This window comes from Salinimicrobium tongyeongense (assembly GCF_026109735.1).
Classification (GTDB): Bacteria; Bacteroidota; Bacteroidia; order Flavobacteriales; family Flavobacteriaceae; genus Salinimicrobium; species Salinimicrobium tongyeongense.
This window is the reverse complement of record NZ_CP069620.1, coordinates 272,123-286,068: the sequence shown is the minus strand read 5'-3', so window position 1 is coordinate 286,068 and position 13,946 is coordinate 272,123. Positions and strand designations below refer to the sequence as shown.

10 protein-coding genes are annotated in these 13,946 nt (G+C 41.5%); 6 read left to right on the top strand and 4 right to left on the bottom strand.

Annotated elements, in window-relative coordinates; genetic code table 11:
- Positions 1 to 16: 16 nt before the first annotated feature.
- Complete coding sequence (locus tag JRG66_RS01260) at positions 17 to 2,467, top strand: GAF domain-containing protein (RefSeq protein WP_265163931.1); 2,451 nt, start codon at positions 17 to 19, stop codon at positions 2,465 to 2,467.
- On the opposite strand, the gene JRG66_RS01255 is transcribed toward JRG66_RS01260, so the two are convergent.
- Positions 2,384 to 3,574 (bottom strand): Pycsar system effector family protein, encoded by a 1,191-nt coding sequence (locus JRG66_RS01255; protein WP_265163930.1) that lies wholly within the window; start codon positions 3,572 to 3,574, stop codon positions 2,384 to 2,386. The two genes, JRG66_RS01260 and JRG66_RS01255, sit on opposite strands and share 84 nt — an antisense overlap.
- Before the next feature lie 55 nt (positions 3,575 to 3,629).
- Here JRG66_RS01255 and JRG66_RS01250 point away from each other — a divergent pair, with 55 nt between their 5' ends.
- On the top strand, positions 3,630 to 7,352 hold the full coding sequence (locus tag JRG66_RS01250; protein WP_265163929.1) for a ShlB/FhaC/HecB family hemolysin secretion/activation protein: 3,723 nt from the start codon (positions 3,630 to 3,632) through the stop codon (positions 7,350 to 7,352).
- A gap of 532 nt (positions 7,353 to 7,884) precedes the next feature.
- Here the strand turns inward: JRG66_RS01250 and JRG66_RS01245 are convergent.
- The 3 genes from JRG66_RS01245 to JRG66_RS01235 all read right to left on the bottom strand — a co-directional run bounded on the left by JRG66_RS01245 (position 7,885) and on the right by JRG66_RS01235 (position 9,671).
- On the bottom strand, positions 7,885 to 8,784 hold the full coding sequence (locus JRG66_RS01245; RefSeq protein WP_265163928.1) for a mechanosensitive ion channel family protein: 900 nt from the start codon (positions 8,782 to 8,784) through the stop codon (positions 7,885 to 7,887).
- A 6-nt stretch (positions 8,785 to 8,790) separates the two neighbouring features.
- A complete protein-coding gene (locus JRG66_RS01240; RefSeq protein WP_265163927.1) occupies positions 8,791 to 9,282 on the bottom strand; it encodes a Dps family protein in 492 nt (163 codons plus the stop codon).
- Between the two features lie 65 nt (positions 9,283 to 9,347).
- Positions 9,348 to 9,671 carry a phosphoribosylpyrophosphate synthetase gene (locus JRG66_RS01235; protein ID WP_265163926.1) on the bottom strand — a complete coding sequence of 108 codons (324 nt, stop codon included), beginning with the start codon at positions 9,669 to 9,671 and terminating at the stop codon, positions 9,348 to 9,350.
- A 344-nt stretch (positions 9,672 to 10,015) separates the two neighbouring features.
- Between JRG66_RS01235 and JRG66_RS01230 the strand changes: the two genes are divergently transcribed.
- The 4 genes from JRG66_RS01230 to JRG66_RS01215 all read left to right on the top strand — a co-directional run bounded on the left by JRG66_RS01230 (position 10,016) and on the right by JRG66_RS01215 (position 13,910).
- A complete protein-coding gene (locus JRG66_RS01230) occupies positions 10,016 to 11,050 on the top strand; it encodes a LacI family DNA-binding transcriptional regulator (RefSeq protein ID WP_265163925.1) in 1,035 nt (344 codons plus the stop codon).
- 65 nt (positions 11,051 to 11,115) lie between these two features.
- Positions 11,116 to 12,111, top strand: coding sequence for an SDR family oxidoreductase (locus JRG66_RS01225; protein WP_265163924.1), 996 nt, complete (start codon positions 11,116 to 11,118; stop codon positions 12,109 to 12,111).
- Positions 12,112 to 12,119: 8 nt separating this feature from the next.
- Positions 12,120 to 13,400, top strand: a complete 1,281-nt coding sequence (locus tag JRG66_RS01220) for a nucleotide sugar dehydrogenase (protein ID WP_301334923.1) — start codon at positions 12,120 to 12,122, stop codon at positions 13,398 to 13,400.
- Positions 13,401 to 13,538: 138 nt separating this feature from the next.
- A complete protein-coding gene (locus tag JRG66_RS01215) occupies positions 13,539 to 13,910 on the top strand; it encodes a four helix bundle protein (RefSeq protein WP_265163923.1) in 372 nt (123 codons plus the stop codon).
- The last annotated feature ends 36 nt before the right edge of the window (positions 13,911 to 13,946 follow it).

The window sequence follows — 13,946 nt, the reverse complement described above, 5'->3', positions numbered from 1 at the left end:
CGGTTAATTTTAAAACATGAAGAATCAGAAGGAGTTTCCACTGGAAATAAAGATCAGTTTCCATAAGATCATAGAAGAATACCGCCACCAGCTAAAAAATGAGTCGAGTAGCATTTCCAAAAATTACCTGGAGAATATGCTCGAATATATATCGACTTTTCCGGCACTGGAAGAAGGTATTGTAAATTCTGAAGATCTCAATCGCTACAAAGATCCTATCCGCATTTTATTAAAAGACCTTTTTCCTGAAATCCTGTCTGAAACCCAGATCAAGGCCATTTCGGTACCTTTTCATAACCTGGTTTTCAATTCTACGCAGAAGTTTCGGAAAATACTGGCAGGGGCAGGAGAAGACTTCAGGCTTAATATGAGGAACCTCAATGAAGACCTTGACTACATCTATGCCTGTATCCTGATTTTAAACTGGTATTATGGGTACGATATTGATTTTTCCAGGCCATTTTATTACGATATACCCGACAAAAATGGCATTTTAAGGCACTATAGAATTGAGCTGGATTCGCATTTTATGGAGCTGGAGCCGGGAAAAAATGCAAAGGAAATCAACAAAGAAGATGTTGATGAATTGATCCAGAATATTGAAAATGTAAAGCTCTGGAAAGAAAAATTCCCACTCAACAGCTGGATTTTTAAAGGATTTACAATCATTACCCTTACCGATGTTACCGTAGACGATGCAATTTCAGATCTCAAAACCACCTTATTGCAGCGGAATACTTCGGGCAAGGAAGAGATGGAAAAGTTTGAAGAGATCTTTAAATCTATTTACAAAATCCCTAACCTTAGGGTAGGATTTACCATGTACAATGAGCAGGACTCCACTTTTGAGCGAATGATAGGAAATCGTTCCCCCAGTTTTTTGCTTCAGAAGAAAAAAATACTCAACTGCAAGAAGGTGCTTGGGGAGGAGGCGTACAGGAGCCTGGTGGAAGAGCAGCATTACTACAGCATTCCCAATATTAGCAGGTATGCCGATAAGGCTTCAGAAAATGTGCTTATAAAATCTTTTGTCGATGCAGGTGTCAAAAGTGCCATAATTGCACCTATTGCCAAGAACAACATTTTGCTTGGGCTCATGGAGCTGGTTTCTTTTGAAAAGAATGAGCTCAACAGCATCAATGCCACAAAACTGGAAGATATCCTGCCGTATATAGTAACAGCAGTAGAGCGCAGCAAATCTGAATTCGAGAACCGGGTAAAGGCCGTTATACAAAGTGAATGTACCTCTATTCACCCCAGTGTGTTATGGGTTTTTGAGAAGGAGGCGCGCAAATTCATAAAAGACCTGGACGAGGATGGCCTTGCTTCCTTTAAAGATATCACTTTTGAGGATGTATATCCTTTATACGGGGAGATAGATATAGTGGCTTCTTCGGAAGCTCGAAATGAAGCTATTCAGAAAGATCTGCTAGATCAACTTGAACTCATAGAGAACATTGTATGTGAAGCTGAAGAAATTGAAAAGCTTGATATCTATGAACAGGTAAAGTTCCGCATAAAAGAATTTAAAGACGATTTGGCCGGAAGCCTTAGTACCTCCAGTGAACAAAAGGTATTCAATTTACTTCAGAGGGAAATCAACCCCGTGATGGCCCATATTGAAAAGCAGGGGGCTCATTTAGAAGAGCAGGTAAAAATATACCGCAAGAACATCAATTCTGAAACAGGTATAATTTATAATCACCGAAAGAATTATGATGAAGCGGTTCAGCAAATCAACCGTACCATGTCGCGATATATTGACCGGCGACAGGTAGATGCCCAGGAGATCTACCCGCATTACTTCGAGAGGTACAAGACAGATGGTGTTGAACACAACATTTATATAGGGGCATCACTCTCCAATAAAAAAAATAAACCTTTTGACCAGGTCTATCTTTTTAATCTGCGTTTGTGGCAGTTAACGACCATGTGTGAAATGGAAAACCGTTTTTACCAGATCCAGGAACGAATGCCGCTAAAGCTGGAAGCTGCCTCGCTCATCCTTGTTTACAACACCACCCTGTCTATAAGGTACAGGATGGATGAAAAACAATTTGATGTAGACGGCACCTATAACGCAAGATATGAAATCATCAAAAAACGTATTGACAAGGCAAACGTAAAAGGAACTGAGGAGAGGGTGACCCAAAAGGGCAAAATTGCTATCGTTTATTCCAACAGGAAGGATGAAAGGGAGTATATGCGTTACATTAAATATCTACAATCAAAAAAATACCTTGGTGACAAGGTAGAGAAACTGGAACTTGAAGATGTTCAGGGGGTGATTGGGCTTAAAGCCATAAGAGTCGAGGTGCTGTACCATTTGGAAAATGAACAACACGAAGAACAGATTTTTACTTATGACGACCTTGAAAAAGTGCTAGGCAAAGTAGTAAGTGGCGATAAAACTGAGGACCGAAAGAATGATGCCTACCATAAAAATGGTGTAGGTAATTCTCAATAAATAATACTTCCGGTTTAGTACCACTCCCAGCATGTAAAGGTCTTTCATGAGAGATTCGTACACATCACTTTGATTTTCGAGAATCTCATGCATGGCCCATTCAAACTGCTCGTAAGGCATGCGGTGAAAATTTCCGAAGAACAGCACGTTTACTTCACCGTTTTTGATTTGCTCCCGAGTAAATTCACCAGAGGTAACGTTTGGGCGTGTAGACATAATGGCCCCAATGATGGATGCCACGCTAAAGATCATCAATATAAAAATTGGTATCATAACCGCGGGGCTGGCAGTTGTTGGGGTTCCAAGATCTGGGATGAAGTTGGCAATGGCCAGTGAAATGATTATGGCATTAACCGAAAGCAGGATGTTTGCCTTAGCATCGGCTATATCACTTAACTTTAGGTGATTGCGCATGGTAACCCTAAAGAGGGTTTGAATCCCCCTGTCGGGACTTTTATCCTTATATTTTACTTTCAGGCGCGCCTTGGCTTCTTCTTTGGCTAATTTCTTTTTTGCTTTTCTTTCTTTATTGAGCAGGTTATACAGGTTTTTATCCTTTTGCTCCTTCCAGTTTTCCCGGGCGTAGGGTGTATAATATTCGTGCCGCTCTGTAAAAAGTTCAATGTTCTTTTCAATCCATTCCTGGTGTGTAAAGTTCTTTATCTTTTGAAGTTTAAGTTCCTGGCGAAGAAATTCGCTGGTCTCTTCAAAATAATCTTTGGCTAAATGAGAGGTGTCGGCATCCTTGATGATCTTTTCAGAAAGGTCTTTAGGTTCGGCATGCATGCGTGTAGCAAGAATGAGCCTGGAGACAGCATCGATAAGCTGCTGGCCGGCATGCTGCTCCTGCAGCCAGGTCTCGGCTATTTTTACACTTTCTTCTTCGTGGCCGGCATATTTACGGGTATAACCCGTGTCATGTAACCACGCAGCCAGAAGTAAGGGCTCCTCCTGTTTAACATCAATTTGAGATTTTTCAATTAATTCTTTAGTACTTTTAACTACCCTCTGAGTGTGTTTAAAGTTATGATAAATGAATGTATTAGGTAGTTTTTTACTGAATAGATCCTGTACGAAATTTTCAGCTTTACCGGTAAGAGTTGTCATTCAATTGTGGTTAGGTTTTCACCAAATTACAAAAAAATCCCCCCAATAATTTTGTATGAGAAAAAATAACATATTTCTAACACTGGCACTGTTTATTGTAATCACAGGCTGTGCACCACACCTTAATCAGCTTTATTTTGCCAAGGATGAACCTTCAGAAGATTTTGGTTATCCCACAGAAAAAGAAATTGAAAAATCATTTTATCTACTGGGAGACGGAGGATATTCTCCTCCGGGAGGCTCTTCCGAAGCCCTTCTTGCGTTCAAGACTTATATAGACTCAGTAAAACAGGTGGGTAATTACACTATTTTCCTTGGTGATAATGTATACCCTGCAGGTCTTGTTTCTGAAGACCACCCCGAGAGGGAACTTATGGAATACCGCCTGGATGCCCAGATAGATGCAGTAGAGAATTACGACGGAAACCTGTTCTTCGTCCCGGGAAACCACGACTGGTATGCCCAGGGATTAACAGGGTTGGAACGCCAGGCAGATTACCTTCGGGAAAAACTCGAAAGAGACGACGTCTTTCTTCCTGAAGCCGGTTGCGGATTGACTTCTATTGAGGTCACAGATAGTATTCAGCTTTTGGTGGCCGACTCTCAGTGGTTTCTCGAAGACTGGGATGAGCACCCCAAAATTAACGACGACTGTGATGAAATAAAGACCAGAGAAGCCTTTTTCCAGGAAATTGACAGCGAGTTAAAAAAGAACCAGACCAAGACTGTGGTCTTTGCAATTCACCATCCATTATATACCAACGGATTGCACGGCGGAAACTTCAGCCTTACAGACCACCTTTATCCTACCCAGCGCAAACTACCGCTGCCTATTCTTGGTACTTTGGCCAACTTCATTAGAACAACAGGAGGTGTAACCAGTACCGATCTTCAGAATGAACGCTATAAGGGAATGAGAAAACGCATAGAAACTATTGCTTCCCGCTGGGGGAATGTCGTATTTGTTTCGGGGCACGATCATTCGGTACAGTACATTGAACACGATGAGATTAAGCAGATAGTCTCCGGGTCGGCATCCAAGGCTTCTTATGTGGGGCTGGGGAGCGACGGCTTATTTGCTTATTCGGGCCAGGGGTTTGCCACGCTTGACATTTTTAAAGATGGCTCTTCCTGGGTAAGTATGTACGGCAGTGAAAATAAAAAACCAAAATTGCTGTATCAAAAAGAAGTCATTGCTGCGCCACAGCCATTTAATACCGATACCCTTTCAACGTCTTTCCCGCAAAGGGTACGCGCCTCAGTCTATGAGCCTGCCGATACCTTGGTGTCTACCACCTACGAAAGCATTTGGGGAGACAGGTACAGAGATCTGTATGGAACACCGGTAGAAGTTCCCGTGGCCATTCTCGATACTTTGTACGGTGGGCTCACCGTAGAGCGGGCCGGGGGAGGGCACCAAACTCGCTCTCTCCGGTTAAAAGATTCGCAGGGGAGGGATTATAACCTTAGGGCGCTCGAGAAGAGTGCCGTGCAGTTCATTCAAACCGTGGCCTACAAAGACACGCCTGTAGAAACCAAATTTGAGAATACCCTTGCCGAAGATGTTATTAGGGATTTTTATACTTCGGCACATCCTTATGCCTTTCTGGCAATTCCGAAACTGTCTGAAGCTGCCGGGATTTTCCATACAAATCCGCAGGTATTTTATGTTCCGAAGCAAAAAGCTTTGGGAGATTTCAACAGTGAATATGGAGATGAACTTTACATGATCGTGGAGCGGCCCGAAGAAGGCTGGGTTGGATATGAATCTTTTGGCAGTCCAAACCATGATATTGAAAGTACATCAGGTGTATTTGAGCGACTTCGCCGTGATGAAAAATACAGTCTTGACGAGGCAGCTTATATAAGGGCAAGGATTTTTGACATGCTGGTGGGCGATTGGGACAGGCATGAAGACCAATGGAGATGGGCCGAAATTGAGGATGAAGCAGGAAACCACCTTTTTAAGCCCATTCCCCGAGACAGAGATCAGGTATTTTCCAATTTTGATGGCGCTTTCTTTAACACCTTAAGAGGCTTAACCGGATTTGCCAATCAATTTGCGGTTTATGATGAGGATATCAGCAACATCGAGTGGTTTAACTCGGCTGCCGTGGGGCTGGACAGGAGCCTCATTCAAAATTCTTCAAAAGAAGAATGGTTGCGGCAGGCCAGGTACCTGCAGGAGCAAATCACAGATGAAGTTATTGAAGAGGCCTTTGCAGAACTTCCGGAAGAAACCCGGGGAGAAGCAACTCAGCGAATTATAAGAAATCTGAAGGCTCGAAGAAATAATATAGTTGACATTGCTGAAAGGTACTATAACTACTTTGCCAAATTTGCCATGATCACTGCTACCGATAAAGATGATCATATTGAAATTGAACGTCTTCCCGAAGGCAAGACCCGAGTGAGCGTTTACAGAATAAAGGATGGTGAAAAGGCCGATGTGGTGAGCAATAGGGAGTACGATCCTGCTGTGACCGGCGAATTATGGGTGTACGGCCTCGATGATGACGATATTTTTGAAGTCTTTGGGGAAGCTCCCGCTAAAATTCTGGTGAGGATCATTGGGGGGCAGAACAATGACATCTACAGGATCAAAAATGGCAAAAAAGTGAAGGTTTATGATCATGAATCCCTGCCCAACACCGTTGAGGTCAACGACGGTGCAGATATTACTTTCACAGATAACTACGAGGTGAATGTTTTTGATAAAGATCGCAAGATCTATACCTCAAGTTCCATACTTCCGGCAGTGGGTTATAATCCCGATGACGGCTTCCAGGTGGGCGTGAGCACCTCCTTTACCAAATATGGTTTCCGAAGAAACCCTTTTACCGCTCAGCACAGGTTTAGGGCCGGGTATTATTTTGCTACTGAAAGTTTTGATTTGAGGTACCGCGGCGAATTCGCCAATATTTTTGGAGACTATAACTTTCTTCTGAAAGCCCATTTTACAAATCCCAGTTACACCCGAAATTTCTTCGGAATGGGTAATGAGACCAAAAATTATGAAGAAGAACTGGGTAAAGATTTTAACCGGGTGCGCATTAGCAGGATAGGCGGGGATGCCGGAATTGTCAAAAACACCCCTTTTGGTCGTTTCTACCAGTTAACCGCATCTTTTGAAGGCGTACAAATTGAGGAGACCAGTGGGCGTTTTCTTTCAGGGGAATACATGAAGGAAACCAACTTTTTTGACCGCCAGTATTTTGCCGGCTTAGAAGGGCTTTTTAGGTATGAAAGCTATGATGATGTGCTCAACCCAACCAACGGGATGAAATTTGAATTTGTTGGCGGCGGAAAGATTAATACCGGCGAAACCGATAACCTCTACGGTTTTGTTCGTCCATATCTCGAGTTCTACAAGGCGGTAACGCGAAATGACAAGTGGGTGATCAATTCCCGGGTGAATGCCGAAGTGCTTTGGGAAGACGATTTCGAGTTCTACCAGGCTGCGACTCTTGGGGGTGCCGAAAGCCTTAGAGGTTTCAGGGAAGAACGTTTCTCTGGAGAAAGTGCTTTTGTTTGGGGCAATGATCTACGGTACAGTTTTGATGAGTTCAAAACTTCGTTCGTGCCGTTCCAGATTGGTGTATTTGCCGGTTATGACGTGGGTAGGGTCTGGCTTGACGGCGAAGACAGTAACCTGTGGCATGACAGCTATGGCGGCGGATTATGGATAACCGGGGCCGAGGCTGTTTCGGCGAAACTCAACCTTTTTTCAGGCGGTGAGAAACTCCGCTTCAGTTTTAGTTTGGGAGTGAGTTTTTAACCTAATTTCTTCGGAAAATATTTCAAAGCTGTCTTAAAAGTTGTTCAGAATTCCCTCTGAAGTCGTGCGATAACTTCTGTTAAACCGGAAGTGAATAATTAAATCGCGCTTCTTCAAAAGGATTCAAAAACGGCTTTTAAGGCAGTTTTTTTGATGTTCTAAAAATGCCGTTTTCAAATGCCCTTTCAGAAGAATGAAAAGACCCTGATTTAACCTTTTCTGAAAGGAAATAAGATGATTGCCCTCTCAAAAACTGCTTTTCAGCTTTAAAAATATCTTCAAATGAGAATTTTCCGGCAGGAAATGATAAAATTCCTGCCTGCTGAGTTCAAAACCTGGATAAAACGGTTTAAAGAGAGGGATTTCAGTGTCTTTTAGAGCAAGTTTCAGTAAAAATGATGGCTTTTTTAAAGAAGGTGAAAAATGCTCCGGTTTTTTGCCATTTTTGAGAAGTCAGCAGGAAACGATCTTCAGCAGAAATAAAATTATTCAGTACTGGTAGAGGGATATGGATAAGGGCTTTTAAGTGGGGTTATAGTTCCCCTTCTGCAGACGGCTTTTGTATATTGAGTTTGTTGTTGAATTCAAGCGTGCGAATTGGGAAAGGAATATTGACGTCATGCTCGTCGTAAGTCTTTTTAATGGCCATGATGGCAGTGCTTCGGGCAAAAAGTATGTCCCTGTTGTTGGTGGCATCGCTCCAGAACCTCACCACAAAGTTGATGGAACTATCTCCAAACTCGTTATACATGAATTCTACTTCTTCGCCCTTTTTTTGACGAAAAAGTTCTGAAATGGTGTTAACGGTGATGGTTTTTACGAGTTCAAGATCAGAATTGTAGGCTACTCCGCAGCTTACTGTGATCCTTGAGCGCGATGTGCGGGAAAAGTTTTTGAAAGGGGCATCAATTACCTGGGAGTTTGGAATTACCACGTAATTATTATCGGCTTCCCTGATGACGATACTTCTCAGGTTGATTTCCACGACCCTTCCGGCATAGCCGTTGTTTTCGATCCAGTCCCCAATTTGTAATTCGGGAAGGAAACTCAGCAGGATCCCCGAAAAGGTGTTGTTTAGGGTGCCCTGCAGGGCGAGACCCACAGCAAGCCCCACCACCCCGGCACCGGCCAGTACAGATGTGAGTACGGTGTTGAGGTTGAGCAGGCCAAGAGCCACAAAGAACCCTATGGCAATGACTACTACCTTGAGGATCTTGATGGTGATTTCACGAATGGAGGCCTGCCTTACTTTAAACCTGAGGAGCTTATCGAGCAGTTTTCCCAGGTATTTGGCAGCTAAAACAAAAAGGATGAAGACCAGAACGGCCAAAATGAAATTAGGCAAACCCAGGATTATGGAATCCAGCCATTCGCCTAATTTCGTCCAAATTCCTTCTACGGAATTTTGTATGTCAAATTCTTCTTGCGACATTAAGTGTTATACCGGCTTATGTTGTTCGGCTGTTTTCATTTTCCAGGCATCCAACATCCAGCTGGTTTTTTCCAGTTCCCTGATGTAAGCACCTATAAGGTCAATGGTGCCTTCATCTCCTCCTTTTTCGGCCACTTCAACTACCTTGCGCATTTGCTTCAGGATAGTACCGTGGTCTTTAAGAAGATTTTCGATCATCTGTAAATCTGAAAGATCTGATTTTGATTCTTCGAGGTTAGAAATTTTAAGGTATTCGCTTAAATTGCTTGTAGGCTGGTACCTCAAGGTGAGGATACGCTCGGCAATCTCATCAATTTTAATTTTAGCATCGTCATACAGCTCTTCAAATTTCTCGTGAAGATCAAAGAAATTCTTTCCTATTACATTCCAGTGATAGTTGCGAAGTTTTTGATAGTATAGATGATAATCGGCTAAAAGAACATTAAGTTCCTGAACTGTATTTGACGTTTCTTTGGCGTCTAAACCTAAGTAGCTCATAGTTTTTATTTATGGTTTTGTTATTTAGTATACAAATATACAATAATTATGCGGTAAATCGAAGCCTATTCTGAAGTTGGCCGGTTGCTCTTGAGGTCCAGTTTTTTAAGTAGTTCCTCAGAGATTTGGCCTGAAGAATAATTGTACCCGTCAAGCAGAACACCTTTTCTTCCCGAAGAAGTGGTAATAGCATAAAGAGTAGCTTCATCACCGGGATTGGAAGGGCCTTCAAACCGGTAGACTTCATCTACAACAAAGTCTTGGGAAAGAAATTTTTCTCTTTCTTCAGTAGATTTGAGTTCTTCATCTAGAAGGTTGAAATCTTCTTCATAGCCTTCTTCTGTGCGAAGCATGTTTAAGGTTTGAGAAAGTGTTCCTTTTTGTTTCATTACTGGTTTTATTTTGGTTCAGGATTAAATTACGCTGCAAATTTGGGGTATGCAAGTAAGCACGCGGGATTAGTATTAATTTAACGCAGCTACTTCCTGGGGTCTTTCCCGCCGAAATTAAATAACCCGAAAGGCAGTACCAGCAAGAAAAAGAAATACCATCCCGTAATAAGGCCAAAAATGGTGATGAAGGCTGCTATGATATAGAACCAATAACTTTTAAAAAACTGCATATTAAAATGACTTTGTAATAAATTATAAAAAAGTTCAGAAGTTTCAAACAAAAAATATTGAATTTACTCGGGCTTTATTAAATTTGTAGCTAACCCCTATATATTTTTTTGATGAAAACAAGAATTACCCTCAAGGAGTTGGCCAAGTTGCTGAACGTTTCAGTCTCGACAGTTTCAAAGGCTTTAAATGACAGCCCAGAAATTAGTCCGAAAACTATTGAGAGGGTAAAGGAGCTTGCGGCTTTGCATAAATACCGGCCCAACCCTACGGCTGTAAATTTAAAGAGCAGTAAAAGCGGAACTATTGGAGTCCTGATACCAAATATAGCAAATTCTTTTTTCGCAAAGGTGTTGTCGGGTATGGAAGCTAGGGCACAACGTGAGGGATTGCAGGTAATTACTTATATTTCGAATGAATCTCATGAGCGGGAAAAGCAGATTTCCGAAATGCTCACTGCAGGTTTTGTTGATGGGGTTTTAATCGCCATAGCCGAAGAAACCCAGCGGAAGAAAGATTTTGAACACATTAGAAGCATTATTCAGTATGATATTCCTGTTGTGCTTTACGATCGTATAGATTTTGATATGCCGGTTGATAAGGTGGGGATAGATGACAGGAAAGTGTTTTATGATGCCACACGAGACCTTCAGAATAAAGGATTGAAAAGAATTGGGATTGCCACTTCCATTCATCATATGGGGGTAGGAAAAGCCCGGATAGAAGGCTATAAGGAAGCGCTGAGGGAAGATGATACCTTTTACCTGGCAAATTCGGCTAAACTGGAAAGCCTGAGGGAAAAAACCCTGAAGATGCTTTTAGAGGATAAGGTTGAAGCCGTTTTGTGCAGCGATTTTGACAGCACCATGCTTACTTACAGGTTAGCCTATGAAAATGGTCTCAGAATCCCTGAAGATGTTAAGATTATTGGCTTTATCAGGGGAGGACTTGCAAAATATCTTACGCCCTCGGTTAGTTTTGTGGACCAATCTCCAGACAAAATCGGTGAAAAAGCTATGGATGTTCTTATTAGCAGGATAAATAGAAAAAATACCGGGCCAAAAGAAAAGATCATTATAGATACAGAAGTTGTTCATTATGAATCTACACAATTTGTAAAAAAAGGAGCTTCTTTAAGAGGAAATTAGTAATTAGCTTCTTCGAAAATTTTACCTTTGGCGGGTAAAATTTAAACCAATCCAAATTTCAATTAATGAACAGCAAACAATTTGAATTGCTCAGTTCTTCAAAAGTATTAGTTACAGGTGGGGCAGGATTCATTGGCTCCAATTTATGTGAAGCCCTTTTAGACCTTAAGGCTGAGGTGGTTTGTCTTGATAATTTCGCCACAGGAAAAAAGGAAAACCTTGCAGCGTTTCAAAATCATGAAAACTTCACTTTGATCGAAGGGGATATTAGAAACCTGGAAGACTGTAAAAAAGCTGTCGCAGGGGTAGATTTTGTTTTGCATGAAGCGGCATTAGGATCTGTTCCAAGATCTATAAATGATCCAATTACTAGTAATGAGGTAAATATATCAGGTTTTTTAAACATGCTTGTGGCTTCTCGGGATGCCGGGGTGAAACGTTTTGTTTATGCGGCCAGTTCTTCTACTTATGGTGATTCGGAAGCCCTTCCGAAGATAGAAGATAAAATAGGGAAACCCTTGTCACCTTATGCCATTACCAAATATGTAAATGAACTTTACGCCGATATTTTCCATTCTACCTATGGTATTGATACCATAGGGTTAAGGTATTTTAATGTCTTTGGGAGGAAACAGGACCCACATGGTGCTTATGCGGCGGTGATCCCGAAGTTTGTAATTCAATTTATGAACCATGAGAGTCCGGTCATCAATGGCGATGGCACATATTCAAGGGATTTCACGTACATAGATAACGTTATCCAGATGAACCTGCTTGCTTTGACTACAAGTAACAAGGAGGCGCTAAATCAGGTTTATAACACTGCAGTAGGCGACAGGACCAACCTGAAGGAATTAGCCCAGTTGCTTAAACAATATCTTGCGGAATATGATCCGGAGATCTCTGAGGTGGAAGTAAAGCATGGCCCAAACCGGGCGGGGGATATTCCGCACTCTTTAGCTTCTACAGATAAAGCCAAAACTTTGTTGGGTTACGATCCAAAATATAAAATAGAAGCAGGATTAAAAGAAGCGGTGGAGTGGTATTATAAAAATTTGTAATTAAAAAAATGGATAAGAACAGAATAGCAGTTGTAGGTCTTGGTTACGTTGGTTTGCCTTTAGCAAGATTGTTCGCATCAAAATATCCTGTAGTAGGATTTGATATTAATAAACGCCGTGTTGAGGAGCTGAGACAGGGTAAAGACACTACTTTAGAAGTTGAGAATGAGATTTTGCAGGAGGTACTTGTGGAGTCGCCTTCCAGTGAAAAAGGTCTTTATTGTACTGCCGAACTGGAAGATATCAGGAACAGTAGCTATTACATTATTACTGTTCCTACTCCGGTAGATAAAAATAACCGCCCAGATCTTACACCTTTGTACAAGAGCAGCGAATCTGTTGGGAAAGTATTAAAAAAAGGTGATGTTGTAATTTATGAATCCACCGTATTTCCTGGAGCTACTGAAGATGAATGTGTGCCGGTACTTGAGCGCGTTAGTGGATTAAAATATAATGAAGATTTTTTTGTAGGATATTCCCCTGAAAGGATAAATCCGGGAGATAAAGAACACACAGTTGAAAAAATTCTTAAAGTCACTGCAGGTTCAACTCCTGAAATAGGAAAAAAAGTGGATGAGTTATATGCCTCTGTCATCACAGCCGGAACTCATCTTGCACCTACCATTAAAGTAGCCGAAGCCGCCAAGGTCATTGAGAATTCTCAGCGTGATATAAACATTGCTTTCGTAAATGAACTGGCAAAGATCTTCAACATGATGAATATTGATACCCAGGCGGTTCTGGAAGCCGCAGGAACAAAATGGAATTTCCTGCCTTTTAGACCAGGGCTTGTCGGCGGACATTGTATTGGTGTCGATCCGTATTACCTGGCTCAAAAAGCGCAGGAGATAGGTTATCATCCAGAGATCATCCTTGCCGGTAGGCGTATGAACGATTCCATGGGGCAATATGTGGCTTCTGAGGTGGTCAAGCTAATGCTTCAGAATGATCAGAAAGTTAAGGGTGCAAATATTCTGGTGATGGGTATAACCTTCAAAGAAAATTGCCCTGACGTTCGGAATACAAAAGTTGTTGATGTTATTAAAAACTTAAAGGAATACGGAACGAATGTGACTATCTATGATCCATTAGCCGACTCTGAGGAAGTACAACATGAATACGGCCTTACAACTAAAAGGGAACTACCTAATCAGAAATTTGAAGCCGTTGTGCTTACGGTTGCTCACAAAGAATTCCTTGACCTCAACCTCGATCAGTTCAAAAATGGTCAGACGGTGATCTATGATGTAAAAGGTGTATTGGGAGATAGGTGTGATAAGAAGCTTTAGCTGTGTTATTCGGGAAACTGGAAATAAGAATCGAGAATCGGGAAACGGGAATCGGAGATGAAAAACGGGAAACATCTTCTAAATGGATCAAATTTTACGAAATGATGATTTAACGATTTTTGAATTAACGAAGAGTAAATGACAACTAATTTTGAGGATCTGGAGTGTTGGCAGAGGTGCAATGAATTAAAACTTTTTGTCAAAGAAAATATTCTCCGGAAATTGCCGGCATCTGAAAAGTTTCAGCTTTACAGTCAGATCCTCAGAGCTTCCCGTTCTACGACAGCTAACATAGCTGAAGGTTGGGGAAGAAATTATTATAAAGAGAATATAAAGTTTTTACTAAATACCCGTGGTTCCGTTGCTGAAATATTGGATCATTCCCTTGAAGCAAGATCATGGGGTTACATCAATGAGGAGACTCTGGGTGAAATCCGAATTAAAACAACCAGGTGTATTCAAATTATAAATGGGTACATCAGATATTTAAGAAAAGAAAACGAAAAGTAAAATTGGAAAGCTAAAATCTGTTTAACGATTCCCGAT